Consider the following 26,834-nt stretch of genomic DNA (forward strand, 5'->3'; position numbering starts at 1 on the left):
CCAGGTAAATCATGACCGATACACACCACCGGTCCATCCAGCGGACCCAGTTTCTAGAGGCTCTGGCCGTCATGGCCTTTGCCGCCGCGCTTTATGGCGTGACCTTCACCTTCGACCGTGTGCCACCGTTGCTGGCGCAGGGTATCCAGCCCACCGTGTTCCCCCGCGCCATTCTGGCGATCATGTTTGCACTGGGTCTGATCCGGGCGATCAATGCCGCCCGCCTGTCTGCTGCTGACATTGAATTTGTGGCACGCACGAAATCCATCCCGCCCATCGTCTTTTTGACGGCCGGCCTGCTGATCGTGCTGCCGATCCTGATGGCGATGATCGGCACCTTTCCGGCGCTGGTGCTGTTTTTGCCCGCGCTTTCCCTTCTGTGGGGCGAACGGCGGTGGAAGCTTATGGCGCTCAGCTTCGCGGGCTTCACCGGCTTTGTCTACGTGCTGTTCCGTCTCATCATGAACGTCCCCCTGCCCTGAGGTCCGAAAAATGGAACCCTTCCTTCTTGTCCTGCAATTCCTTGCGGACCCCTACAACCTGATGATCATCGCCGGCGGAACGCTGGTGGGCCTGATCGTCGGGGCGCTGCCGGGCCTCGGTTCGGTAATCCTGATTGCGCTCATGCTGCCCTTTGTGGTGCGCATGGACCCGACAACCGGCATCGCGCTCTGTGCCATTGTCTATTGCGCCACCACATACGGCGGGTCGATCACCGCGATCCTGATCAACACCCCCGGCACACCAGCCGCGGCCATGACCACCTTCGACGGCTATCCAATGGCCCAAAAGGGCGAGGCCGGCCGCGCGCTTGGCATCGCCACCTTCTCAAGCGCGATTGGTGGCATCCTCGGCATTCTGGTGATGATCGTGGCCACGCCCCTGCTGGCGCAGGTCGCCTATCACTTCGGACCGGCCGAATTCTTTGCGCTGGCGGTGTTTGGCATGTCGATGCTGGCCTCGATCAGCGGCAATTCGATGGTCAAGAACTTCATCGGCGGGGCATTTGGTCTGATCCTGGCCACCGTGGGCACCGATCTGACCACGGGTGTCGAACGGTTCACCTTTGGCCAGCCTGACCTTTACGAAGGCATCGCCGTCGTCCAGATCATGATCGGCATTTTTGCCGGTGGTGAATTGCTGCGCCAGGCCACCCAGACCAAGGTCAAACGCGAACTTGTCGCCGACGGCGTGACAAAACTGCCCTCGCTTCAGGATTTCAAGGCGATCTGGAAAACCGTCTTGCGCGCCACCGGGATCGGCACCTTCATCGGCATCCTGCCCGCCGAGGGCGGCAAGGTTGCTGCCATGATCGCCTATAACGAGGAAATGCGCTGGTCCAAGAACAAGGATCAGTTCGGCAAAGGCGCAATCGAAGGTCTGGCCGCGCCAGAGGCCGCCAACAATGCCGCGACCGGCGGCACCATGGTGCCGACCCTTGCTCTCGGCATTCCGGGCGGCGGGTCGACTGCGATCATCCTGACCGCGATGCTGATCCTGGGCCTGCGCCCCGGTCCCGCGCTCTTTGCCGAACAACCCGACCTGCTGGCCGGGATCTTCGGTGCCATGTTGGGGGCCAATATCTGTTTCCTGATCTACGGCATGGTCGGCGCCAAATTCTTCAGCCGCATCACCCTGATCCCGACAACGATCCTGTGGCCCTGTGTGATCTGCCTTGCCGCGCTTGGCGCTTTCAGCCTGCAACAAAGCATGTTCGATGTCGGCGTGATGGTGTTCTTTGCCATTCTCGGCTTCTTCCTCAACCGGCACGGGTTTGCCCCCGCACCCATCGTGATGGGCCTGATCCTGGGCGAGCTGATCGAAACATCGCTGAAGCAAAGCTACCTGATCTATGACGGCAACCTCTGGGCGATCCTGCAACAGCCCATTGCGCTGGTGTTTCTTCTGCTCTCGGTGCTCGGGGTCTGTGGCCCGCTGATCGCCAAGGCAATCGGGGCCTATCGCGCCAATCAGGCCGCGCTGCTGACCGGCAATGACGAATAATTCCTGCGCCGCACCCCGTGCGGCGCAAACCCCAAATTTCAGACGAAACGGACAGGCAGATGACTGATCGACCCGTAATTTTCTCGACCCTCGGTGATGCTGGCGGCGTCGGCCCCGAGCTGGTGGCACGCACGCTGGCCCATCCCGAGATCACCCAAGGCTGCAAACGTGTCATCGTCGGCCACCGCAAGGTGTTCGACATGGGCCGCGAGGTGGCCGGGATTGACGCCGACCTGCCAACATTCGACAGCTTTCAGGATGCGGTCGACAGCCCCGAACCGGTGGTCTTTCACCACTATGACAAGCTTGAATTCGGCGACATCGCTGTCGGCGTGACCTCGGCACAGGCCGGGTTGGCGGATTATCAGATCGGCTGTTACGCCGCTGATCTGTCAAAGGCGGGCATGCTCGACGCATTTGTCTGGGCGCCGGTCAACAAGGCCTCGATCCACAAGGCGGGCTATCATTACGAAGGCTACAAGGCCGGCATCGCCGATTACATGGGCTTTACCGCACGCTCGACCGAGATGAACACCATCGGCGACCTTTGGACCACCCGCGTCACCTCGCATATCCCGATTTCACAGATCGCGGGCGAAATCACCGAAGACGCCATCCTGTCGGTCCTGCGCTATTTCGACCGCGAGCTGCGCCGCTTTGGCTATGCCAACCCCAGGATCGCCGTCTCTGGTCTGAACCCACACAACGGCGACGAAGGTGCCTTTGGCCGCGAAGAAATCGACATCATCGGCCCCGCCATCGAAAAGGCGAAAAAGCTGCAACTCAATGTTTCGGGGCCTTACCCCGCCGACACGATCTTTTTGACGGTCAAGGAAGAGGGCCACATCGGCGTTCTGTCGATGTATCACGATCAATGCCAGATCGCGACCAAGCTGATGGGCTTCGATGATGGCGTGACCTACTTTGGCGGCATGCCCTTCATCCTCGCCACCCCGGCCCATGGCACCGCATTCGACATCGCAGGCAAGGGCGTCGCCCGTCCAAGCGCCATCATGCAGGCCCATGACCTTGCCCGCCGTGCCGCGCTGACGGCCCGTGGCCTCACCATCGACGAAGGGATTTCGGCATGAGCGACAAACCAAATATCCTGTTCATTCAGGCCGACCAGCTGACCGCCTTTGTCCTGTCGATGTACCGCGACGACGCCCAGGCCAAAACGCCGAACCTTGATGCGCTGGCGGCGGGCGGTGTGGTGATGGAAAACGCCTATTCCAACTCGCCCATCTGTTGCCCGGCGCGGGCCTCGCAATTCACCGGGCGTCAGGCCTCGACCCACGAGGTTTGGGGAAACGGTGCGGAATTCAGCTCTGAAATGCCCACAATGATGCATTTCCTGCGCTCGTCGGGGTATCGGGCGATCTGTGCGGGCAAATGTCACTTCATCGGCGCCGATCAATTGCACGGCTTTGACAAACGGCTGACCACCGACATGTATCCAGCCGGGTTTGACTGGACGATCCCCTGGTCCTGGGGCCCGGTCCACCGCGAAGGCACATCGGTCAAGAAACTTGCCGTCAGCGGGCTTTGCCGGACCAACAACCAGCTGCTTTATGATGCCGAGGTGCAGTTCCGCACCTTGGAATTCTTCCGCCATGACGTGCTGGAAAATAACGATCAGCCGTGGTTCCTGCATGTGTCCTACACCCAGCCGCACGAAGCCTATCAGTCGGTTCCAGAATTCTGGGAACGTTACGCAGACACCGACATCGCCCTGCCCCGCATCCCCGAGGACGAGACACCCCATCCCACCACCGAATGGCTGAAAATCCACCACGGTATTGACCAGTTCCCGCCGGACGAAGACACCATCCGACTGTCACGGCGCGCCTATTACGCCATGATCTCGCATCTCGATGATTATGTCGGCGAATTGATTGCCGAGCTGAAGCACCTTGGCCTGTATGACGACACGGTCATTGTCTTTACCTCGGATCATGGCGACATGCTGGGCGAACGCGGGATGTGGTTCAAGCGCAGCTTCTATCAGGGCTCGTTGCAGGTGCCGATGATCTGGCACAACCCCAAACGGATCAAACCGGGCCGGGTTGCGGAATGCGTGACACTGGCGGACCTCTGCCCGACATTCGCGGAACTGGGCGGCGCAAAAGCGGCCTCTGACGAATTCGGCAGCGACCAAAGCGCCAGCTTCCTCGGCCTGTTGATGGACACATCGGACAGCACCAAGGACGAGGCGATTGCCGAATATTACGGTCCCGGCGTCATTGAACCCTGGCTGGCAATCCGGCAGGGCGACTGGAAATATGTCTGGACCCGCAATGCGCCGGAACTTCTGTTCAACATGGCCAACGACCCCGACGAACAACACGATCTGTCCGCTGACCCGGCCCATGCCGACACCAAAGCGACCCTGAAAGATCGCCTGTTGGGACGTTACGACGTCGAGGCCGTCACCCAGCGCGCCGCCCGACTGAAGCAAACCCGCGTCTTCCTGCAAGAGGCCCTGTCGACAAACACCGGCTATCAATGGGATTACCAACCCTTCTTTGACGCATCGCAAAGCTATGTGCGCGGCGTCAACCGCCCGTCCACGGCATGAGGCAAGAGATGACCAAGAAACCCAATATCCTGATGATCTATGCCGATCAGATGCGCTATGATTGCGCATCATTTTCCGGCAACCCCGACGTCAAGACACCGCATCTGGACCGGCTGGCGATGGAGGGCGTCTGCTTTGACGAGGCCTTTACCTCTTATCCGCTGTGCACGCCGTTCCGCGCCTCGCTTCTGACTGGCAAATATGCGCATCAGGCCGGCCTCTATTCCAACCATTTTCCGATCAACACAGATCAGCCCTCGCTCGCCCCGATCCTGAACGATCAGGGTTATAAATCGGGCTATATCGGCAAATGGCATCTGTTTGGCGGGCCAAAACCCGGGTTCGTGCCGCCGGGGCCAGATCGGATGGGGTTTGACCATTTCGTCGGCTACAATCGCGGCCATTACTACATGGATGCGATATTCTATCGTGATACGGATCAGCCCTATCGCTGCAAACGCTACGAGCCGGATTTCCAGACCGATCACACCATCGAATTCATGGAAAGCGCCCGTGCGTCGGATGACCCGTTCTTTGCCTATGTCTGTTTCGGCCCGCCGCATTTCCCGATGGACATGCCGGACAACTGGCGGAACATGTACGACCCGGAAAAGATCACATTGCCCAAGGGCACGCCCAACCCCGAACTGCAAAAGCGCCGCGCACAGGAACGCACCGCGCTGGATTTCGACGGCGACGCCAATTTCGGCGAACTGTCCAAGACCGACAAGGTCGCAGGACAAGACCCCGAGATCGAGTCCGAGGCGCAGATCCGCAAATTCGTGGCCGAGTATTACGGCATGATCTCCAACGTCGATTACAACGTCGGGCGCATGTTGAACTGGCTGGATGCCCAAGGTCTGGCAGAGGATACAATTGTTATCTTCTTCTCGGATCACGGCGACATGCTGGGCCAGCACGGGTCTTATTGCGGGATCAAGCGGCAGGCCTATCGCGCCTCGGCGCATGTGCCGCTTCTGATCCGCTATCCCGACCGCTTCGCCGCGGGCAAGCGGGTAAGCTCGCTGGTCGACGTGGGTGTGGACACCATGCCAACGCTGCTGGAAACCTGCGGTGCAAAGGTGCCAGAGGGCGTGCAGGGCAGCAGCTATCTGTCGCTGCTCGAAGGGGCGGGTGATGAGCCGATCCGCGATCACGTGCAATTCGAGTTGATGAAAGCCGATTTCGGCGGTCGCAGCGAACGCCATGTCAAACCGGAACGCGGCATTCGCACCAAGGACTGGCTTTATGTCCGCAAGCAGGATCGCCCGCTGTATCTCTTCGACCAGAATGCCGACCCGGACGAGGTGGTGAACCTTGTCAACAACCCGGCCTATGCCGAGGTTCAGGCCGAACTGGACGCCCGCGTGATCGCCAACATGCAGGACACCGGTGATGCATGGGATCTGGAAATGGATTTCCCCTCTCCGGGCTACATGTCCCATTCCGAGGGCAAGACGTTTCTTGAAAACGTCGTGAAACCCGCCGCGATCGAAGTGCCCTGATCCCCCCAAATGCGCGGCATGACCCGTGTGCGAGAGCCGATGTCCAACCTGACCGACTACCTGTCACCGCGCCGCCCATGGTTTGGCGCGGTGTCCCGGAAATCCACCCTCGCCGATGCGGCGGCGGGGTTCACCAATGCGGCCATTGTCCTGCCCCAGGGCGTGGCCTTTGCCATCATCGCGGGCCTGCCGCCCGCCTATGGGCTGTTTACCGCAATGATCCCGCCGGTGATCGCGGCGTTTTTCGGATCGTCGCGCGTCATGGTGTCGGGGCCGACCACGGCAATTTCGGCGGTGCTGTTTGCCTCGCTGTCGCAATTCGCCCCCGTCGGCACGCCGGCCTATATCGAAATGGCGCTGGCGTTGACGGTCATGGTCGGGCTTGTCCAGCTTGCCGCCGGATTGGCGCGGCTGGGGGCCTTGATCACCTTTGTCTCGCACTCGGTCATCGTCGGCTTTACCGCCGCTGCGGCCCTCTTGATCGCGGCATCCCAGCTGGCCCCGGCGCTGGGGCTTTCGGTCGAACGGGGCGGCGGCGTTGTCGAGCGTGTGTTGCGCGTCGCCGAAGCGGCGGACCAGACCAATTGGCGCGCGGTCTTGCTGTCGGTCGCGACGCTGGTGGTGCTGATCCTTGTTTCGAAACTAAGCCGCCGCTTGCCGCATTACCTGATCGCGCTGGTCGCAGGGTCGCTGATCGGTCTGGCCCTGGGCGCAGAGGCCAGCGGGATCGCGATGTTCGCCCCCCTGCCCTCGGTCACGCCCAATTTCCATTTGCCGGATTTCGCCGGTGTCCCGCTCGCCGAACTTGCCCCGGCGGCCATGGCCATCGCCTTTATCGCGCTGCTCGAAGCGGTGTCGATTGGCCGCGATTTTGCCCACCGCCGCAACGAAAAATACGATTCCAATCAGGAAATCGTCGGCCAGGGCCTGTCGAACATGATTGGCGGCTTCTTTCAGTGTTACGCCGGATCGGGGTCGTTCACGCGCTCGGCGCTCAACGCCGAAAGCGGGGCCAGAACGCCGCTTGCCGCCATGTTCGCCGCCCTGTTCCTGCTGGCGCTGCTGCTTCTGCTGGCGCCCTTTATCGCCTATATCCCGGTGCCGGTCATGGCCGGAACCATCCTCTTTGTGGCCTGGCGTCTGGTGGATTTCGCCGAGATCCGGCACATCCTTGATGCCCGCACCAGCGACACCGTTGTGCTCTGCCTGACCTTTCTGGCCGGGATCGCGGTCGAGCTGGAATTCGCCATTGTCGTCGGCGTTGTCACCTCGCTTTTTGCGTTTCTGCGCAAAAGCGCCTCGCCGCTGGTCGCCGTCCTGGCCCCGGCCATCACCGACGGGCGCAGAACCCTGCGCGGGGCCAAGCGATACAACCTGCCGCAATGTCCACAGATCGCCGTTCTCAGGATCGAAGGTCCGATCTACTTTGCCTCGGTCGAGGCCATCGCAAAGCGCATCGAGACAATCGAGGCCCAATTCGGCTCGCGGGCGCGGATCGTCCTTTACCTGCGCGGCGTCGGCTCCATCGACCTGTCCGGCGCGGATTTCCTGATAAAGCTGATCCGAAACGCCCGCAAATCCGGCGGCGACGTGCATATCGTGGCAACCTACAAGGGCGTTTTGTCAACGCTGCGCCGCGCCCATGTGCTGGACATCCTGGGCGAAGCCAATCTGCACCTTAGCAAGGGCCAGGCCATCGCGCGCATCACAGCCCAGGCCGATGGCGACATTTGCCGCACCTGCCAATTGCGCGTATTCGAAGAATGCAAACATCTGCCGCACCCGGAACAAGCGACAGAAGGCGACAAAGGGTCGTGACCACGCGGCCAACACCGCTGTGATACGTTCATAAGTCTCCGACATGCGCCCCGCATCAAAATGCAAATGGGAACGGCTTTGCGACCGTTCCCATCTTCGTCTCTGACAAATCCCGCCGGCCTACTGGTCTTCGACCTTGCCCATCCGTTTGCGCGCCACCGCCATGATCGGCCCGCCCGCGATGCTCAGGAACAGCGCCACATAGATGATGACCGCAATCCAACTTTCAAAGAACCCGATCAGCGTCCCATCAGCCAACAGATAGGACTGGCGAAACGACCGCTCCAGAATCGGACCAAGGACAAAACCGATGGTAAAGGGCGCCACGGCAAAGTTCAGCTTGCGCAGGATATAGCCGAACACCCCGACCGCGATCAGAACCCAGACGCCAAAGAGGTCATTCTTTACGCTGTAGACCCCGACAAGACACAAAAGCATCACCGTCGGCACGATGATATGCAGCGGGATCATGATGATCCGCGCGGCCATGCGAATTGTGAAAAGCCCCACAAAGATCAGCACAATGTTGATAAGGAACAGGCCGACAAAGATCGCATACATCAAATCCGGCGCTTCACTGAACAGCCGCGGTCCCGGCGCAAGGCCCTGGATCAACAGCGCGCCCAGCAGGATCGCCGCCGCCGGGCTTCCCGGCACGCCAAGCGTCAGCGTGGGGATCAAGGCACCGCCAACCGTCGCATTGTTCGCGGCTTCGGGGGCCACGACGCCCTCGGGGATGCCGGTGCCAAACAACTCTGGATGTTTCGATTTCCGCTTCGCCTCGGCATAGCCGAAAAAGGCACCAATGGCCGCCCCTTCCCCCGGCAGAATGCCAATCACCGTGCCAACGATGGACGACCGCGCCAGCGTGGCGCGCAGATCCTTCAACACCTTGAACGACGGAAAACTGGCGGCAAGGCTGGCCTTGTCGAACACCGGCGGATCCGTCTTGCGCTGTGCGTTCAGCAACAGTTCGGAAATCGCGAACACCCCGACCAGAACGGACACAAACGGCAGACCCTCATAGAGGTTGTAACTGCCGAACAGATAGCGCTCTGCGCCGTTCAATTCGTCGATGCCCCAGGTCGTCAGCCACACCCCCATGCCCGCCGCCATCAACCCCTTGACCGTACTTCGCCCGGCCACACGGACCACAACGATGATCCCGAAGACCGAAATCGCAAAGAACTCTCTCGGGCCGAATTTGATGGCGATGCTGGCCAGCAACGGGGCCGACAGCGCCAGCACCACGGTGGAAAACAACCCGCCAATGACCGAAGCCGTCAGCGACAGGCCCAATGCCTCGCCGCCCCGGCCGGCCTTGAACATGCGATGGCCGTCTTCCACCGCCGCCGCCGCCGCCCCGGTGCCGGGAATGCCCAGCGTGATGGCCGAAACCGATCCGCCGTACATCGCCGCCGAATAGATCGCGAGCAAAAGAACAAAGGCCGGGGCCGCCTCCATATACAGCGTGAATGGCAACGCGATGGTGATCGCGATCGGCGCGCCAAGACCGGGCAGAATGCCGATGATCGTGCCCAGAAAAACGCCAAGAACAAGAAGCGCCAGCACAAATGGATCGGCAATCTGCGTCAGCGCGGTTAAGAATGCATCAAATCCCATAGGTCACAACGGCGTCCCGACGCCAAAGTTGAAGGCCGCCCAGACAAGGGGTCCGAAAACGGCGAGGAAGATATAGGCGACCGGCGAACGCACCTGCATGATCGCCGCAATGCCAAGAAGCAGGACAACCGACATCGGGATGAACCCGATCCAGTCCCACAAGAAAACGCAGATCAACAAAAGCGCGACAATTGATATGACGCGCATCGCCACGGCGGGCCGGAAATCAAACGGCCTGTCGGCGTCCCCTTCGGGATCGCCTCGCAAAAAGTTGACGATATTGATAAGCGCACAAAGCGCGGTAAACCCCAGCATCATCAGCGGAAAAACCTCGGTCGGAACCTGCGCACCGGCCAAAGCGCCGGGGTTTTCGAATTGCAACGCCATCTGTGCGAACACGATGCAGGCGATGATCACCACAAGGCTGAAGCCGATATTGGCAGCGCGATTGGTCATGATGTACCTCGTTGAAAAAATGTGACCCCACGCCCGTCGGGATGCCCGCAGGCCCGGGGCCACCAGGGAGGTTCGTCTATTTCTTCAGCATGCCCAGACTGTCGAGCAGCGGCGCATAGAAGGTCAGCCCGCGTTCGATATCGGCCAGCACCTCTTTGGTGCCATAGACCGGCACCAACGTGCTCAGCCCCGCGAATTCCCGCTGAAAATCGGGGTTCTCGAACACCTGTTTGCCTGCGGCGGTCATCTTTTCGATGATCGCGGGATCGGTCCCTGCCTTGGCCGTCCAGCCGGATTTCAGCCAATTGCCGGCCGTCATACCGGGGTGCAGCTCCTCCAGCGTTTTGACACCGGGAAGGTGAGTGTCGAAGTAATCCTTGCGCTCATCCAGAATGACCAGCGGGCGCAGCTCGTCGGGGAACATCGCCACATGGGTGGTCTGCCCGATGGCGGCATCCGCCTGACCGCCGATCAGACCGGTCAGGGACGCCGGGATCGTCTTCATTGCGAGCATCTTGAAATTCACATCGAACTGGTTCGACAGGTTCACAGCCGACAGATGCGGCGGCGCGCCGATGTTGTTGATCCCCATCACAAGATCGGTTTCCTGCGCTGCGGCAATGAATTCATCCAGCGTGGTCCAGGGGCTGTCAGAGCGCACATAAAGCACGGTCGACCCTTGGGTGTTCATCCAGGCCGGGGCAAAATCCGTCAGCGGATCATAGGGCGCCCGCCGCACCAGCGGTGCAATCACGGTCGAGGGCGGCGCAAACCGCATCCAGGTATATCCGTCTGTGTCGCCCTTCAGAAACGACATCACGCCGGGCACATGGCCGCCGCCTGGCACATTGACGACCTTGATCGGCACGCCCAGGATCGGCTCCAGGTATTTCGCCTCAAGCCGCGTTTGCAAATCGGCGTTGCCGCCGGCGCCAAATGTAACCACCACGGTCAGCGGTTTGCTGGGCCAATCCGCCTGCGCCAGCGCGGCGGTGGCCATGCCGAACATCAGCGCAACCGTCAGCGCCAGTCGTGTCATCAGATTTTTCATCATGAGATCCTCCCTTGTGTGCCGGCCCTGCGCCAAGTCTCCCATGGCGCGCCGACGTCTCTCCCGGGGGAAGCGTACCAGCCCTTAATTCATATGAAAAATTGGAGTTTTTGGTCCCCCAATGCACAAAACGCATAGCTTTCGGGGAATCCATTGCCCAACCGGCGAATTCCGCCAAATTCATTCCAAAAGCGTATAGCTTTGTGCGAAATTACAATTTTCTGTCTGCAAACGAAGGCGTTACTGTCTGCCCTGCTTGGCATTTGAAAGGGGGCGCATATGGGTCAGATCATGATGATCGTCGAAAAAGGCGGCAATTGCATCAGCTGGTATGACATCGAAACCGGCGCGCGGCTGCACCGTCTCGGCCTGCCGGAAATGCCGCATGAATTCGTCGCCGACGCCGACAATCGCTATGCATATGTCGGCCACTACGGCGTCCCGAATTCAAAGACACCGGGCGACCATGGGCGGTCCGTGTTCGTTGTCGACATCGCGCTTGGCGCCATTGTGCATACCTTTGCCCTTGGCGAACATGCCCGCCCGCATGGGATTCAACTGGACGAGGCCGGGCGACTTTATGTGCTATCCGAACAGACCGACACATTGCTTGTGTGGGAAAACCCGCGCGACTTCGGCCCGTATGACCATGCGAAACCTGTCGGCGGCGAACGTGCGCATCTGTTTGCCCTGCGCAAAAACGGGCGACAGGCGTTTTCGGTCAATCTGGTCTCTGGTGACGTCACCGCCTTTGACCCCTATGACGACGCCCCGCCTGTGTCGATCCGCACCGGTGTCAAACCCGAAGGCCGCTGGCTGCGCGACGATGAAACGCGGCTGTATATCACCAACCGGGGCAGCGATACGATTTCGGTGATCGACACCGAAAGCCTTGAGGTCGTGAACACCTTTGCCACCCCGAAAGACCCGATGCGCATCATGCATGACAGCAAGCGCAACCGCCTGATCACAATCAACAATCAGGGCCAGTCCGTTTCGTGGTTTGACGCGGCGACGGGGGCGGAACTCCACCGCCATGATGTCGGGGAACGTCCGATCACGATGCAGGCGGATGCAGACCTCAACTACCTCTATGTGCCGCATCGCATGAATCAGGTGATCCGCCTTTCGCTCGACACGTTCGAACAGGACAGGGCCTTTACCACCGAACTTTTGCCCGATGTCATGCATATCCTGCCACGGGATTTTGCCCGGCGCTGGGGCTGAAACCATCACACCGACGAGGATCAGATGACCGAAAAATCGCCTTTCGCCGCCTATGTTGCCTGCCTGAAGGGCAGCGCAATCGAGGTTTTTATCGGGGACGCCAACGCAGGCACGCTGGACCATGTGCAAACCGTCGACCTTCGGGGCAAGGGTCTGCCGCTGGCGCGGTCGCCGGATGGAAAATACCTCTATGCGTCAACCTTCGAAGAGGGGGACAGCGGCGAACAGAACTGGATCGAAACCTTTGCGATTCACCCGGAAACGCGCCGTCTGAACCGGATTGCCACCACCCCGGTGGCCGCGCGTATGGCCCATATTGCAACCGACCGGACCGGCCGGTTCCTGTTCGGCGCATCCTTTCCGTCCAGCATGATCGCGGTTTATCCGATCGGGGATCGCGGTGTTGTTCAGGATTATCCCACCGACACCATGAAAACGCCGTTCCGGGCGCATCAGATGCTGGCCGATTATTCCAATCGCTTTGTCACCGTGCCCTGCATGTTGTCGCATACCGTGCTGAACCTGACATTCGATGATCGCAGCGGCACGCTGTCGGAAAATTCGCCGCCGGCCACCTATCGCCCCAACGGCGCGGGCCCGCGTCATGTCGCCTATCACCCGAACCGGCGCTATGCCTATCTCATGAACGAAATGAACGGCGAGGTGACCGCCTATCGGATCGACGCCAAAACCGGCGGGCTGGTTGAGATCATGTCAGCCAGCTATGTGTCCGACGATCTGGGCGAGGCCCCCTGGGGCGCGCAAATCCATGTTTCGCCGGATGGCAAACGGCTCTTTGCCGCAGACCGGCGCGGCAGCACGCTGGCGGTGTTCGACATTGATACGCTGGGGGGGCAGATTTCCGGGCGTCGGCTTGTTCAAACCGGCAAGAACCCGCGTTGTCACGACATCACCCCGAACGGGCATTTTCTTGTCCTTGCGGCACTGGGTGACAAACAGGTCGAACTCTATGACATTCGCGATGCCAACAAAGACCCGGAAAAGGTTCTGACCCTGCCGACCAGGGACGCCCCGGCCTGGGTCGAGATCGTGGCCTGACCGGTAAACTCTTGCGGACAGGGGCGGAACATCTGGTGTAACCTGCCAATGATCCGCCATCCACATCCAGGACGAGAGACGTTTTGTGAAGAATATCAACGTTCAGCAGCTGCGCGCCTTTCATGCCCTGATGAAGATCGGGCATATGACGCGGGCGGCTGAATTCCTTCACGTCGCCCAGCCCACGATCAGCCGCCAGTTGCAACTGCTTGAGGAATCGCTGGGCTTTCGCACCTTTGATCGCAAAAGCGGCGGGCGGCTCACGCCGACCAAGGAAGGGCAGCTTCTGTTCGAACAGCTAGAAAGAACGTTGACCACGCTGGACGCCCTGCCAGAGATTTCGCGCGGCATACGACATTACGAAAGCCGCCGTTTGCGGGTCGCCGCGACGACGCCGGCCCTCAACTCGGACATACTGATCAACGCGGTTGCCGCCCTGCGCGAGGCCAATCCCCATTCGACCCTGCATCTGGAACGGGTGCGGCGGGAAAACATCGAAATGGTGGTCGCAAATGCCGAGGCCGAGATCGGATTTTGCGCGATGCCCATCGCCAATTCGGCGCTGGATGTCGTGCCTTTGGTCTCTACCCGCGCGGTGGCGGTGGTCGCGCCGTTTCACCGCCTGGCTGACAGGCCCTTTCTGTCGATTGATGATGTCCCCAGCGAGGAATTGATCCTCGCGACCACCGCCACAATCGGCGGCCGCCTGCAACGCCGTGACCATGTGGACGATGCCCCGCCCCCGCCGGTGCGGGTGCATCTGGTTCTGACCGGGCTCAGGCTGGCCGCTGCCGGGCTGGGGGTGTTGGTCTGTGATCCGCTGACCGCCACGGCCTTTCGCGCGCAAAACATCCGCATCCTGCCCTGGCGGCCGGACATTCGGATTGATTTCTGCTGCATTGTCTCAAAGGAACGTCGCGGCGGCGTTGTCCTGGATGAGCTGGTGCAACATCTGCGCCGCTCCGCCGGGGACTGGCAAACCGCCTTTGAGGCCGAATTTGGCGCGCCTACCTGATCGCGACCCAGAAAAAATTGACCGCGCCCAACAGCAACAACATCTCAAGCCAGCGCACATGCTGATCATCCGAGATCCGGCGCAAAACCGCCCGCCCCATCCAGTTTCCCGGCAGCGAAAGCAGGCCGATCATCGCCCCCAGCAGGGCCAAATCGGTCGATAGCTGCCCGGCCCCGGTGTAGGCCGTGATGCGAAAAACATGCAGCACAATGGCCGAGGCCGACATGGTAATCACCAGCGTTTCGCGCCGCAGGCCATAGTTCAGCAGAAACGGAATGACCAACAGACCGGGCCCGATGGACGCCCCGGTCAACCCGCCCCAGATGGCCCCGACAATTGCCAGATCCCGGCGACCAACGTGAAATTTCAACCGGTCCGCGACACGCCGCACAACCAGCGACACAAGCATGACACAGCCCAAAAGCGCCGCCACGAAACTGCCCGACAGATTGCCATAGAAACTGCCAACGATCAGAACCGCCGGCACCGCAGGCGCGATCAACGTGATCAACGTCCGCCAGTCGATCAAGCGCGGGTTCATCAAGCTGCGCGTCGCGCCGGTGATCAGCATCGTGACGCTGAGCACCGGCATCACCGCCTTGACCCCGAGGATCGGAACAAGAACCGCCGCCATCAAAAACCCGCCCGCAATGCCCGACGCCCCATGCACAACCGACGTAAGAACAGCCCCGAACGCAATAACAACGAGATCAAACTGGCTGAGATCCAGGGTTTCGATCATGGTGGCAAACATCTGCACAGGCCTTCAATGTGGTTTCGTGGGGCGGCCGCGCGCGGCGGCGCGGCGTTTCTTGATGCTGACGGTCTGGTCCTGCGCCACGATGGGACCGCGCCGGATGCCCCAACCGATAGGGGGGCGCTGGTTGCCCGGAAACGACGCATCCGTCCCCCAGATCGCCTGATAGGTGTCGATGGCCCGGCCCATGCGCTGCAACACGACAAACCCGATCGTGAACCCGCCCCAAATCGCGATCTGCGCGAGCCACATCCAGACATAGGCATTGGCGATCCACATCCCGGTGGTGATGCTGCCAACGGACACGACAATCGCCAGATATCCTGTTGATTTATGCACGCGCTCAAACAGGATCCGGGTGCGGGTCATCAGAAAATGGTCGCCCCCCGCCACGCCGGGGCCCTGCATGTGCGGCCCGCCGCCCGACCCTTTCAACAGCACAGCCAGAAGCTGAACACCGACAAGGGCGGCAAGGCTCCAGCCAAGCCATGCGTGCAGGCGGCCACCGGCGCTGTCGTGATCCGAAACAAGGATCAGCACCGCGCCAAGCACCATCAACACCAGACCCGCACTCGTCAGAACCCGGTGCCAGGTGAACCAGAACGGGTTCTGCACCTCGCGCGGCCAGTCCTGCCCCGGCAGTACCTTGAAAAACCGCGCGGTGATGATGCCCAGCGGCACAAGCACGCCCCAGGCAAAAACCATGAACCGCCCATGCCAGGACAGGGCAAAGCCGACCTCGTGAAGGCGCGACGGATCAATCGGGGAAAACAGAAATTCTAACATGATTGCAGATTCTTCACCTGTACCTCTGTCCTTTGGGCGACACACTGACGTCGGGCATGAATGGCCACGCCCGGACACCGTGGGCATCGCCGCACAGCGCCTGACGCGTCGTTGCGCGGCTTGCTTGCCTTGGTGTACCAAAAACCGTATACAGGATTCAAGTATACACCCCCGAATTGCCGACACCCGATACCAGATGACAAATGACTGGCCGGTCACATGACATCCTGTGATGTCCTTCCGCTGGCCGGGATAGGAGCGGTTCACCATCATGCGCCTCGTTCACATTGAAACATTGATTGTCCTGGCGGAATGCAGCTCGATCCGGGCCGCAGCCGCGCGTTTGGGAAAATCGCAACCGGTCATCACCGCGCGCCTGAGGGAAATGGAGGCCGACATCGGCTTTCCCCTGTTTGTGCGCACCACGCGCGGCATCACCCCGACGGAAACCGCGATGACGGTTCTGGCCCGCGCCAGATCGGTCGAGGCCGAGCGCGAAAGACTGGAACAGGAAATCGCGGGCCTGCGCGGCAAACAGACCGGCAACATCCGCGTCTGTGTCACGCCATTGGTCGCGATCAAGATCATGCCGCGCGCCATCGCACGGTTTCAGAAATCCTTCCCCGATGTCGGCGTGACGCTGTCGGCGGATATGGAAAGCCACGCCTTGCAGCTGTTGCGGGATCGTCATTGCGACATCATCATCGGCCCCAATCCACAGGCCGCACAGGCCTCTGATCTGGTGTGCGAAGAATTGTTCAAAACCGACATCACGATCATCACCAAAAAGAATTCTCCCTATGCCACCGCCACATCGCTCAGCGCGCTGGCCGATTGCGACTGGGTCTCGCTGTGGAATTCGTCGCTGGGTCCGGGCAAGCAGTTCCTGAACCATTTCACCGAGGCCGGCCTGCCCCCTCCGCGCATACGCGCCTCGTCGGAATCGCAACTTGGCATTCTGGCTCTGGTCGAAGAGCTCGGGGCCGTGTCGACCTTTCCCGTGCGGCTTCTGGAAGAGGTCGGCCAAAACCGGGGCGTCGTGCGCGTCGCCATAAAGGAACCGATCAAACCCCTGTCCATTTCGATGGTGACCCGTGCCGGGCGGTCCCTGACCCCGGCCGGGGATGCATTGGCCGATTGCATCCGCCACCGGGTTGGCAATCTTCTCAACGAATGGAAAACCACCGGATCATAGGCCCAGCGCCCGTATCCCCGGATGATCCCGCGGGTATTTATAGATACGGTACATCCGCCCCGGCCCGCCGACATGGAAATCCAAAACGATCTCGTCATCGGCGGTGACCTCGACAATGCGTTTGTCACAGGCCTGCACCATAAGGGTGTTGCCGTTGCGCTGGCGTTGGGCGTTGCTCATGAACGGGGAATAGATGTCCTCGGCGCCGTCGGTGTTGAAGCTCCATTCGATAAACGGCCCCTCGCCCATCACGAACATCCCGTTCGCATCCCGTGGCAGGCTGATTTCAAGGATGTCGGAATAGGCGCCGGTTATCATGCCCATGCAGATCTGGCCGTACTCTGCGCTGCCCTCTGCGCTGCGGCGCATTCCATTGTTGAACACCAGCACATCCCCCTGATGCGGCACGTCATCACGCAACCAATGCGCATCATGCTGCCAGAACAGCTCCTGATCCTCCGGGCCGCCCTGCCCCCAGGTCTGCGGGTTGCCCCACCGCCAGATCAGATCCCCGCCCCGGCCATACCGCCCGCCAGTCGATCCCATGACCTCCTGCGCTGTGGTCGAATGATCAATCGCCCAGATCTCGCCAAAGATGGCCGAGGAAATCAGGATCACATCATCCTTTTCATTGTAGGACACCGCATTGGTATGCAGCAATTGGCCCGAATTGAACTGAATTTCATCCAGTTGCGGCCAGTTGATGTCGATCTTTTCCGGGTGGTCGGCAGGATTGCCAAATCCGGGGGCCGTTGCATCCCGGTTCTGCACGATGTGATCAACCATGCGCCAGCACCAGACCACATCGGTGCCGCCGGTGGCGAGATCCGGTTTCAGCTCATAGATCTTGTCCAGCACGATCCGGTCCCGCGCACCTTGCTGCGCCCAACCCCGCGCGCGGGCCTGTTCCGCCGTCAGAATATCCCATGAAATGGCAAGGATATTGCCGTTTGGCATCATTTCGACATCATGGTGCAGCGCCTCCTTGCCGAATTCCAGATTTGACCATTCCCAAAGCACCCGTCCATCCGGCGCAACAATCGACACCGTTCCATTCGCACCAATCGGAAATTGCCCATCCATGGTCAGCCAGTCATGTTTGCAGGTGGTGCGCAGCAGATTGCCGTCATCCAGCAGATAGGTCACCGTCGCCTCGGGCAGGCGCTGCGGCGTGGGCCAGACATGCGCAACCTTGCCGTGCTCGTCCATCAAAAGGGTCTTGTGCGACTTTTGCACATCGCCGCGATCGCTGACCTCCTGGATCAGCAAATATCCCGGCTGAACCGCCGCCTCGCCCTGTGGTGGCAGGGGCCCGGTCATCTCCGGGGTCCGCGAAAACATCTTGGTCTGATAGGCCAGCATCTGGGACGCCGTGCCCATCGGCATCCGGTTTTCCGCGCTCTGGCTCAGATCCGGCAGGTCGTCATCCGCCGTCACATACCCGTCCTGATCGCTATCCAGCCGGCGAATGCGCGCAGGCGCATCGGCAATATCGCGGGGCGTGATGACAAGATCGCCGTCAGGGTCGAGCAGACGCAGAATGCCACTGCGACGGATCATATAGGGAATGACCGTCGCCCCCCCCAATGCAGATTCCCGCAGGCACCCGTCGCTGTCCGCCATCCGGCGCAGAACCTCCGGCGCGGCGTCAATCTCGGCGGGCGAAAGCCGGCCGTCGCCATCCAGATCCAGCGCCCGAAACAGGGTGCCGGCCTGCCAACGCATCTGCTTCAATGTGGCGCGTGCCGCGTCGTCGGGGGTTGGTTCAACATGTGTCATGGGATGCCCTTTTGCATCCAGACATACCCCCCCGGCGCGCCAACCCGGTATCCATAAAAACCTATCGCGATAGGTTATGGCAGGATACCCCGCCCCACCCCCAACACCGTAAAAAGACCCCGAGGAACCGGCCCAACCGGCGTGTGCCATTGGGTCCAGAGGGAGGAACCCAAATGACAAAATCGCTGACACGGCGCGCCCTTGCCACAATGGCCGCCGGCGCATTTGCACTTGCATCATTGCCCGGCGCGGCAAAGTCTCAGGACACCGAACTGCTGTTCAATGTTTTCATTCCACAGGCGGCACCCTTGTTCACCAAAGGGCTGGAACCCTGGGCCCGCGCGGTCGAGGCCGCATCGAACGGCACCCTCACGCTGACCATTCCGACATCATCGCTGGCCCCGCCGCCGCGTCTGTTCGACATTGTGCAGGACGGCGTTGCCGATATCGCCGTGGCGCCGATCTCGTTCCGCGAAAACCAGTTCGCGCTGGATCTGATCGGCTCTGTCCCGCTGATCGCCCCAACCGCCAGGGGCGCCTCTGTCGCGCTCTGGGACACCCACAAAACCTATTTTGCCGAGGCGGACAAATGGGACGATTTCGTTCTGCTGACCCTCTTCACCCTTGGCGCGCCTGCGATCATTTCGAACGCGCACCCGATCCGCTCCAAGGCCGATCTTGACGGATTCAAGGTTCTCGCCGTCGGCGATGTGAACGTGACTGTCTGGGACGCCTTGGGCGCCTCTCCGGTGTCGGGATCTGGTCAGAAACCGTTTGAAACGCTGTCCAGCGGCGTGGCGGACGGGGCGACAAACCCATTGGGCACCGCCGCCGTTCAGGGTCTTCTCGACGCCTCGAAAAGCGTCACGCTTGTGCCCGGCGGCTTTGGCGGGCGGGCGGTTTTTGCCCTGTTCATCAGCCGCGACCGCTTCGAGGATCTGCCGGAACAGGCGCAAACCGCCTTGATCAGCGCATCCGGCGCAGATGCCGCCGCCAAATTCGGCCAGATCATGGACGACATTGATGCCTCTGGCCTGAAAAAGTTTCAGGACAAGGGCATCGAGATCATACAAGCCTCTGACAGCTTTGTCGCCGAAATCGAAACCGCCGGGGCCTTCGCCGTGGAAGATTGGCTTAATGAGGCCAAGTCCGCCGGCATTGATGGCACTGCCGCGCTGGCCCATTTCAAAACAATTGCCACCCGTGACTAACCCCCCTGACTAATCCCCCGTGACGAACCATGTGACGATGCCACCGCGCCGAAAACGGCACCGCTGTGGCATCCTCCCCGGAAAGGCTTTTCATGAAAAACTTACCGAACACCATGCCTGTCTGGGCGGGTTTCATCAGCCGGTTTCTCAGCTACATCGCCGCAGCGTCGATTTTCAGCCTGATGGCGCTTGTCTTTCTTTCGGTCTTTTTTCGGTATGTGCTCAATTCGCCGATTGCCGCGACCGAGGATCTGATGGCCATCATGCTGGGCATTACGATCTTCACCGCATTCCCGGCGGTGACGCTGGGGCGCGGGCATATCAAGGTCGATCTGCTGGTGCCGCTGTTTGCCAAGGTATCGACCTTTGATCGCATCCGCTTGATTGCCATTGATGTCGGCATCGTGGCGATGTCCCTGTTCATGGCCAAACGGCTGTTTGATCAGGGCATGCGCTACTATCAGCGTGACACCACCAGCCTGATGATGGACTGGCCGCTGTATCCCGTGGTCCTGACCTATGTCGCCTTGCTGGTCATCGGCGCCGCCCTGTTTGCACTGCGCGCCGCACGTGAAGCCGGCAAAACCGCACATTCCGACCACGAGGATATTTCGCTATGATCGAACTCGTCATCGCCATTGTGGTCATGCTGGTGATCGCCGGCATTGGGTTTCCGCTGGGGTTTTCGCTGCTGTTTGTGGGCTATGTCGGTTTCGCATTGTCCCATCCCCGCGGGTTTGATGCCGCAGGCACGGTCGCAGGTCAGCAAATTCTCGAACTGGCGGCCAACAGCCAATTCGCGGTGCTGCCGCTGTTCATCCTGATGGGGGTTTTCGTCACCAAATCGGGGATCGCCGACAACATGTATGACACCGCCTCCAGATGGCTGGGGCATATGCGCGGCGGGCTGGCGCTGTCGACGGTCGCGGCCTGTGGCGGCATGGCGGCGATTTCCGGCTCGTCGATGGCCACCGCCGCCACCATGACAAAGGTCGCGATCCCGGCGATGCGGCGTTACAATTACGACGATGCGTTTTCGGCCGGCACCGTGGCCGCCGGCGGCACCATCGGCATTCTGATCCCGCCCTCCGGCGCGCTGATCATCTATGGGCTGCTGGCCGAGGTCGACATCGCCAAACTGTTCATGGCGGGGCTCATCCCCGGCATCATTTCGGTGGTCTTCTACCTGATCGCGATTCAGATCGTCTGCATCGTCAAACCACAATGGGCCCCCCGCGCGGCCGAGGCCAGCTGGCAGGAAAAACTGCGCTCGCTCAGCGGTATCTGGGGCATTGCCGCGCTGTTCCTTTTGATCATGGGCGGCATCTTCTTCGGCATCTTCACCGCGTCAGAGGGCGGCGGCATCGGCGCCGGCGGTGCGCTGTTGATTGCAACCCTGCGCCGCCGAATGAACATCCGGGTGTTCTTTGACTCTCTGGTCGAGGCTGGTGTCACCACGGCAACGATCTTCTGCGTCGGCTTTGGCGCGCTGATGCTGAACCAATTCGTGAACATCGCAGGCGCACCACAGGAAATCCTGAGCTTCATCAGCGGTCTCGGCATCGGTCCCTGGGGCACCGTCATGGTGATCCTGTGCTGCTATGTGCTTTTGGGCATGATCATCGACGGCCCGGCCATGATCTTTCTCACCGTGCCGATCTTTGTGCCGGTGATTTCCGAACTGGCCCTGCCGATTGATCCGAACCTGAAACTGGTCTGGTGGGGCATTATCGTGGTGGTTGCGGTCGAGATCAGCCTGATCACGCCCCCCATCGGGATGAATGTCTTTGTGATTTCGTCGATGTTGCCGGACGTGGGCATCATGCGGATTTACAAGGGGGTCATTGCCTTCTTCCTGGCCGACCTCGCGCGGCTGATGCTGTTCGTATTCTCGCCGATCACCGTGCTCTGGCTGGTCAAGTTCCTCGAATAGCGGGCCAGCCACGACATCCCAAAATGGAACTGTCGTGGCGCATTGGCCGGGCCAAGGCCCTGTCCCCCCGCCCTGTCCCCCGCCCGGTCACATGCCAGAGGTTACGAATTCGTAATCATTGGCCAACCTGCGCGCGACCGCGATCTGGTTACTCCACCTTCAAAAGGAGTGGCCATGCTGACAAAATTCCAAAGCTGTCTCGCGCTGATCGCAGTCGCGTTTGCCATATTTGCGGCTTCGGATGGAACGGCCTGGTTCCTGACCGCATCGCTGGCGACCCGCGCGCTCGGTTCCGACAGCCCGCGGCTGTTCGATCGGTCCCGCATTCACGACTTGCGCGTGGGCGAAGAATTTTCACTCCTGGCCGCAGGTGATATTGCGTCCTGCGATGTCGATGGCATCGACCGGCTGCGTAGAAACATCGGCTTGGCTATGGGCCTGAAAAACACGCCGCTCCCCCCCAACAAAAGCATGGTTGTCACGACGTCGATCCTCGACCAGCACCCGGATCTGGGTGTTCTCGCGCTTGGGGATCTGGCCTATAACCGGGGCGAACCCCTCGCCTTTCAGGATTGTTATGATCCGTTCTGGGGCAGGGCAAAGGCGCGCACCTGGCCAACCCCCGGCAATCACGAATATCGCTCGCCCGGTGCATTCGGCTACTTCGACTATTGGACAGAGCGCGCCGGCCCGGATCGAAACGGCTATTATGCCCTTCGCGCCGGCAGCTGGATCATCCTGTCACTCAACAGCGAAACAGATGCCTCGGACGGTTCTGATCAGGCCGTCTGGCTGGCGGATATTCTGGCCGCACACCCGGAGGCATGCATTGGCGCCATGTTCCACAGGCCGGCATATTCCGCCGTCGCCCGGGGCGGGTCCGAGGCCGCGAAACAGCTGTTTGCCAGGCTGGCCGACGCGGGCGCGGTCTTTGTCCTGAATGGGCACAACCACTTTCTCGAACGCACGAAACCGCTTGATGCAGGGGGCACCCCCGCGACCGATGGCACCACCATCTTTGTCGCAGGCGCCGGGGGCAAGGTGTCCGGCAAACCCGTCGTCGCCAATGAACGAACGGCTGAGTTGATCACCGATACCCCCGGTGTCCTGAAGCTGGATTTTTCCAGCGATGCCGTAGGCTGGTCTTATCTTGGCGAAAACAGGATCATTCCGGGGTCCGGGGCCTTGCCCTGCCGCCGCACCCCGGCGCGCGCAACAAAAACGCTCTCTGCCCTGAAACCGCCGGTCACACCGGCGGCGACGTTTTCGCAAAATTGATCTCGACCCGCAGACCGGGGTCACGATCAGACAAATGGATGGTTGCGTGGTGCAACTCGGCAATCGCCTTGCACAGGCTCAACCCCAAGCCATTTCCGCCCGTGGTTCGGCTCTTCTCGCCACGATAAAAGCGGCGAAACACCTTTTCACGATCCTCGGGGCGCAATCCCGGACCATTGTCCGACACCGTCAGAACCGGCGCGCCGTCGATCCGCGACACTGCGATTTCGATGACCGTATCCTTTGGCGTGTGGCGCAATGCATTTTCGGTCAGATTGGATATAAGCTGCATCAACAGGTCAGGATCGGCCAGCATCGCCACAGGTTGGCCAAATGTCATCACCCGAAGCTGCTGCCCGTTCTGCTCGGCGCTGGGTTCGAAGGCGTCAAAGACGTTGACCGCAAGGTCGTTCAGATCGGTTGCCCGGAACCGTTCCCGACGGTCGCCCGCTTCTATCTGGGCGATGCGCAACAGAGCATTGAACGTATTGATGATGTCTTCGGCCTGCTCCAGTGCCACATGCGCATCATTGGGATCAACCCGGTCCCGTGTCGCCATTCGTTCCAACCGTTGCCGAAGCCGTTGCAACGGCGTCCGAAGGTCGTGAGCGATGTCATTGGTAATCTGCACCTGGCTTTCGATCAGGTTTTCCAGCCGCCCCAGCATCCGATTGATGCGGGTCGCAACAACCGACAGATCGTCGCCAGCCTCGTCGCCATTCGGGATACGCGCGGTCAGCTCGCCTCTGGAAAAACCCTCCATCGTGCCCGAGATGACCTCAATGCGTGATCCGGTCAGCCGCCCTACCCAAACACCAACAAAAGACCCCAGCACCATGATCAGGATGAACCCGGAGACCAGTGAAATCGCCAATGCCTCCAGGACCTCGGCAATGACGTGGTTGCCGGTCCCCTGCAACAACACATAAGGCCCGATCGGGCCGGAGGTGATCCAATAGCCGGAAATTTCATCGCCGTGTTCGCCGTCGATCTCCAAATTCTCGACCGGGATATAGCCATTTTCGATCCGGCCCGTGACGCGCCGGATGTTGCCCGCCAGAACCCTGCCATCAGCATCGGCAAGCTGAAAGATACGCGCATTTTCGAAATTCACCCGCGTCAGCACATCAATGCTCAGCGCCAATGCGTCGACACCTTCCTCCCTCAGAACCTCTGACAGGTTCCCCCGGTCCGAATCCATCTGATCGTGAAGCCAGTCACGCACCTCGTAACTGGTGAACCAATAGGCCCCGACAAAGACAAGAGCGGACAGGAGGGAATAAAGAAATGCAAACTGAAGCGACAGCCGCCGCGACATCCGGCCAAGTTTAAACATGCATGGAATATCCCGCGCCGCGCACCGTGTGGATCAGGGGCCGGTCAAAGGGTTTGTCGACCTTGTTCCTGAGGCGGCTGATATGGGATTCAACGACATTGGTCCGCGGGTCAAAGTGGAAATCCCAGACCCCCTCAAGCAGCATCGTGCGCGTGACCACCCTGTCGGCATTGCGCATGAGATAGACCAGCAGCCGGAATTCGCGGGGTTGCACCTGTATCGCCCCCCCGGCCCGTGTCACCGAATGCCGGATCAGGTCGACCTCCAGATCGGCAAGCTGCAACCTGGTTTCCTCGGTCTGCATCGGAGGGCGGCGCGCCAATGCGGCAAGACGGGCGGAAAGCTCGGAAAAGGCAAAGGGTTTGACCAGATAATCATCCGCCCCGGCCTCCAGACCGTCAACCCGGTCGTTGATGCCGTCCATCGCGCTGAGAAACAAAACCGGCGTCCCGACGCCTTCGCCACGGATGGATTTGACAAGCGACAACCCGTTAAGCCCCGGCAACATCCTGTCGATGATCATGACGTCAAATTCGCTGTCGAGCGCGCTCAGAAATCCGGTCTTGCCATCGGCCGCATGTTCAAACACATGGCCAAGTTCGGCCAGACCCGTGCAGATATAGTCAGCTGTTTCCTGGTCGTCCTCAACGATCAGCACGCGCATCATGTCCACCTTTGTTTGCTGCGCCGATGTTACCGGGAAAGCCTGCGGTGCGCCACGGTCGTCAGATTACCAATCCGTATACCGCCGCCAACCCAGAGGTCAGGCGCAGCGCCGCAATTTCGGTTTATCCGGGCGGAAATTTGACGGCGCTGGCCTGTGCGGTTTATCGCTTTGACGGGACGTTTCTGGCCGGGACCACATCCGCCCCTCCCGCCGCCGGGAATGTGATCTTGACCCGCAGGCCGGGATCGTTGTCCTCAAGCGCCAATGCGCCGTCGTGCATCTCGACGATTGCGACCACAAGGCTCAGCCCCAATCCGTTCCCCGGTGTGGTGCGGCTGTGCTCCAGCCGGTAAAGACGGCGCAGCACATTCTCCCGCTCATCCTCGGGAATGCCGGGACCGGTGTCGCTGGCCAGAATGCGGACGGTTCCGCCACCGGTCGCGACGCTGACGGTGATTGCCGCCCCTTCCGGCGTATGGCGCAGGGCGTTTTCAATCAGGTTGGCAAAGACCTGCCCCAGAAGCGATTTATCGCCCCGCACATATGCCGCCCGCTCTGGCGCGTCACAGATCAGCGCATGACCGGTTTCCTCGGCCGAAGGTTCGTAAACCTCACAGAAGGTACGCGCCAGCGCCGCAACATCGACCCTTTCAAACCGCTTCTTCGGCGAACCGCCTTCGATCTGGGCGATTTGCAACAGCGCCTGAAACGTCTTTACGATGCCATCGGTTTCGATATTGGCCCGCGCCACCAGATCGGCGATTGCACCGTCCTCTCCGGCCTTGTCCTGCAACTGGTTCAACAGGACCGACACCCGCTGAATCGGGGTCTTCAGATCATGGGCGATGTCGGCAGACACCTGTTTCAGCGCCGAAATCTGTTGTTCCTGCACCGTCGCCATCTTGTCGATCCGGGCCCCGATCTGCGTCAGATCGTCGGCCCGCCCCGCCATCGGCGCGACGCGGGCGGCGTAATCGCCGGTTGTCAGCCGTTCAAGCGTGTCATCAATCCGGTCAAGCCGGCTGACCGTGCGCCGCGCCAGCAGAATGCCACCGCCGACCACGATCAGCGTCGTGGGGATCAGGCTGAACAGGAACACCGCCAGAAACGCCTCCTGGATGTCCTCCAACGGTTCGGCGCTGACGGCAATGGTCAGCTGCCCGCCATGCACCGCCGCGCTCAGCGCAAAGTAATTGCCATCAATATCTTCGTCATCGCGATCAAAGGACACGACCGCAAATCCGTTCTTCGTGGAAATCAGCGCCGCATTGCCAACATGAAGCCCACCGGGCAGAACATAGCTCAGAATGCGATCCTCGGGCGAGGCTGTGCGCGACTGCGACCGCACAAAGGTCAGCACCGCCGCCGCATTCGGCAGGGCCTTGAACCCCGCCATCTCCTGCTGAAGCGTCGCCCGAAGCGATTGTTCGGAATTGTCGCGGACAAGCGCATAGGTTGCCGTCAGACTGACAAGGCTGACCAATGCAAAAAGCGCCGCCATGGCCAGCGATTGGCGCAGCGGCGTCGATGTCCAGATGTCGCGTGCGGTGCCCATC

Annotated in this window: 23 protein-coding genes; 14 read left to right on the forward strand and 9 right to left on the reverse strand. The window is 60.7% G+C overall.

Annotated features, from left to right (window positions below; translation table 11 throughout):
- Window positions 1-11 precede the first annotated feature (11 nt).
- Genes Q4577_RS04005 through Q4577_RS04030 form a run of 6 tightly spaced genes read left to right on the forward strand, consistent with a single transcriptional unit; the run spans window position 12 to window position 7,905 of the window.
- Complete coding sequence (locus Q4577_RS04005; protein WP_244689035.1) at window positions 12-482, forward strand: tripartite tricarboxylate transporter TctB family protein; 471 nt, start codon at window positions 12-14, stop codon at window positions 480-482.
- Between the two features lie 10 nt (window positions 483-492).
- Window positions 493-2,004, forward strand: coding sequence for a tripartite tricarboxylate transporter permease (locus Q4577_RS04010; RefSeq protein WP_244689037.1), 1,512 nt, complete (start codon window positions 493-495; stop codon window positions 2,002-2,004).
- Window positions 2,005-2,063: 59 nt separating this feature from the next.
- The gene (locus tag Q4577_RS04015) at window positions 2,064-3,095 is read left to right on the forward strand and encodes a PdxA family protein (RefSeq protein ID WP_303468584.1); all 1,032 of its coding nucleotides are present in this window, start codon (window positions 2,064-2,066) and stop codon (window positions 3,093-3,095) included.
- On the forward strand, window positions 3,092-4,582 hold the full coding sequence (gene betC / locus Q4577_RS04020) for a choline-sulfatase (protein WP_303468582.1): 1,491 nt from the start codon (window positions 3,092-3,094) through the stop codon (window positions 4,580-4,582). Before Q4577_RS04015 ends, betC begins: the two co-directional genes overlap by 4 nt.
- Window positions 4,583-4,590: 8 nt before the next feature.
- Entirely contained in the window at window positions 4,591-6,087 is a 1,497-nt protein-coding gene (locus Q4577_RS04025) for a sulfatase (RefSeq protein ID WP_303468580.1), read from the forward strand.
- Window positions 6,088-6,105: 18 nt separating this feature from the next.
- Entirely contained in the window at window positions 6,106-7,905 is a 1,800-nt protein-coding gene (locus Q4577_RS04030; RefSeq protein ID WP_303468579.1) for a SulP family inorganic anion transporter, read from the forward strand.
- 120 nt (window positions 7,906-8,025) lie between these two features.
- Here Q4577_RS04030 and Q4577_RS04035 read toward each other — a convergent pair whose 3' ends face one another.
- From Q4577_RS04035 to Q4577_RS04045, 3 genes are all read right to left on the reverse strand, one after another.
- Window positions 8,026-9,528, reverse strand: coding sequence for a tripartite tricarboxylate transporter permease (locus Q4577_RS04035; protein WP_303468578.1), 1,503 nt, complete (start codon window positions 9,526-9,528; stop codon window positions 8,026-8,028).
- Window positions 9,529-9,531: 3 nt separating this feature from the next.
- Window positions 9,532-9,984: a tripartite tricarboxylate transporter TctB family protein gene (locus tag Q4577_RS04040; protein WP_303468577.1), complete on the reverse strand. Its 453-nt coding sequence runs from the start codon at window positions 9,982-9,984 to the stop codon at window positions 9,532-9,534.
- 76 nt (window positions 9,985-10,060) lie between these two features.
- Entirely contained in the window at window positions 10,061-11,038 is a 978-nt protein-coding gene (locus tag Q4577_RS04045; protein WP_303468575.1) for a tripartite tricarboxylate transporter substrate binding protein, read from the reverse strand.
- Between the two features lie 276 nt (window positions 11,039-11,314).
- On the opposite strand from Q4577_RS04045, the gene Q4577_RS04050 reads away from it, so the two are divergent.
- The 3 genes from Q4577_RS04050 to Q4577_RS04060 all read left to right on the forward strand — a co-directional run bounded on the left by Q4577_RS04050 (window position 11,315) and on the right by Q4577_RS04060 (window position 14,336).
- Entirely contained in the window at window positions 11,315-12,262 is a 948-nt protein-coding gene (locus tag Q4577_RS04050; protein WP_303468574.1) for a YncE family protein, read from the forward strand.
- Window positions 12,263-12,286: 24 nt separating this feature from the next.
- Window positions 12,287-13,321, forward strand: a complete 1,035-nt coding sequence (locus Q4577_RS04055; protein ID WP_303468572.1) for a beta-propeller fold lactonase family protein — start codon at window positions 12,287-12,289, stop codon at window positions 13,319-13,321.
- A gap of 85 nt (window positions 13,322-13,406) precedes the next feature.
- The gene (locus Q4577_RS04060; protein WP_303468570.1) at window positions 13,407-14,336 is read left to right on the forward strand and encodes a LysR family transcriptional regulator; all 930 of its coding nucleotides are present in this window, start codon (window positions 13,407-13,409) and stop codon (window positions 14,334-14,336) included.
- Here the strand turns inward: Q4577_RS04060 and Q4577_RS04065 are convergent.
- Both Q4577_RS04065 and Q4577_RS04070 read right to left on the reverse strand, forming a co-directional pair.
- Window positions 14,329-15,090 (reverse strand): sulfite exporter TauE/SafE family protein, encoded by a 762-nt coding sequence (locus Q4577_RS04065; RefSeq protein ID WP_303468568.1) that lies wholly within the window; start codon window positions 15,088-15,090, stop codon window positions 14,329-14,331. The genes Q4577_RS04060 and Q4577_RS04065 overlap by 8 nt on opposite strands.
- 12 nt (window positions 15,091-15,102) lie before the next feature.
- Entirely contained in the window at window positions 15,103-15,879 is a 777-nt protein-coding gene (locus tag Q4577_RS04070; protein WP_303468566.1) for a cytochrome b561 domain-containing protein, read from the reverse strand.
- Between the two features lie 271 nt (window positions 15,880-16,150).
- On the opposite strand from Q4577_RS04070, the gene Q4577_RS04075 reads away from it, so the two are divergent.
- Window positions 16,151-17,074, forward strand: a complete 924-nt coding sequence (locus Q4577_RS04075; protein WP_303468565.1) for a LysR family transcriptional regulator — start codon at window positions 16,151-16,153, stop codon at window positions 17,072-17,074.
- Here Q4577_RS04075 and Q4577_RS04080 read toward each other — a convergent pair.
- The gene (locus tag Q4577_RS04080; protein WP_303468564.1) at window positions 17,069-18,853 is read right to left on the reverse strand and encodes an aryl-sulfate sulfotransferase; all 1,785 of its coding nucleotides are present in this window, start codon (window positions 18,851-18,853) and stop codon (window positions 17,069-17,071) included. The genes Q4577_RS04075 and Q4577_RS04080 overlap by 6 nt on opposite strands.
- A gap of 173 nt (window positions 18,854-19,026) precedes the next feature.
- On the opposite strand from Q4577_RS04080, the gene dctP reads away from it, so the two are divergent.
- The 4 genes from dctP to Q4577_RS04100 all read left to right on the forward strand — a co-directional run bounded on the left by dctP (window position 19,027) and on the right by Q4577_RS04100 (window position 23,275).
- Window positions 19,027-20,064 (forward strand): TRAP transporter substrate-binding protein DctP, encoded by a 1,038-nt coding sequence (dctP, locus tag Q4577_RS04085; RefSeq protein WP_244689070.1) that lies wholly within the window; start codon window positions 19,027-19,029, stop codon window positions 20,062-20,064.
- A 92-nt stretch (window positions 20,065-20,156) separates the two neighbouring features.
- Window positions 20,157-20,684 (forward strand): TRAP transporter small permease, encoded by a 528-nt coding sequence (locus Q4577_RS04090; protein WP_303468563.1) that lies wholly within the window; start codon window positions 20,157-20,159, stop codon window positions 20,682-20,684.
- Window positions 20,681-21,997, forward strand: a complete 1,317-nt coding sequence (locus Q4577_RS04095; protein WP_303468562.1) for a TRAP transporter large permease — start codon at window positions 20,681-20,683, stop codon at window positions 21,995-21,997. Before Q4577_RS04090 ends, Q4577_RS04095 begins: the two co-directional genes overlap by 4 nt.
- Window positions 21,998-22,171: 174 nt before the next feature.
- On the forward strand, window positions 22,172-23,275 hold the full coding sequence (locus Q4577_RS04100) for a metallophosphoesterase (protein WP_303468561.1): 1,104 nt from the start codon (window positions 22,172-22,174) through the stop codon (window positions 23,273-23,275).
- Here the strand turns inward: Q4577_RS04100 and Q4577_RS04105 are convergent.
- The 3 genes from Q4577_RS04105 to Q4577_RS04115 form a co-directional block, all read right to left on the reverse strand.
- Window positions 23,244-24,611: an ATP-binding protein gene (locus Q4577_RS04105; protein WP_303468560.1), complete on the reverse strand. Its 1,368-nt coding sequence runs from the start codon at window positions 24,609-24,611 to the stop codon at window positions 23,244-23,246. The genes Q4577_RS04100 and Q4577_RS04105 overlap by 32 nt on opposite strands.
- Complete coding sequence (locus Q4577_RS04110; RefSeq protein WP_303468559.1) at window positions 24,604-25,275, reverse strand: response regulator transcription factor; 672 nt, start codon at window positions 25,273-25,275, stop codon at window positions 24,604-24,606. Before Q4577_RS04110 ends, Q4577_RS04105 begins: the two co-directional genes overlap by 8 nt.
- A 163-nt stretch (window positions 25,276-25,438) precedes the next feature.
- Window positions 25,439-26,833: a HAMP domain-containing sensor histidine kinase gene (locus Q4577_RS04115; protein WP_303468557.1), complete on the reverse strand. Its 1,395-nt coding sequence runs from the start codon at window positions 26,831-26,833 to the stop codon at window positions 25,439-25,441.
- Between the last annotated feature and the right edge of the window lies 1 nt (window position 26,834).

This window comes from Marinovum sp. 2_MG-2023, assembly GCF_030548265.1.
Classification (GTDB): Bacteria; Pseudomonadota; Alphaproteobacteria; order Rhodobacterales; family Rhodobacteraceae; genus Marinovum.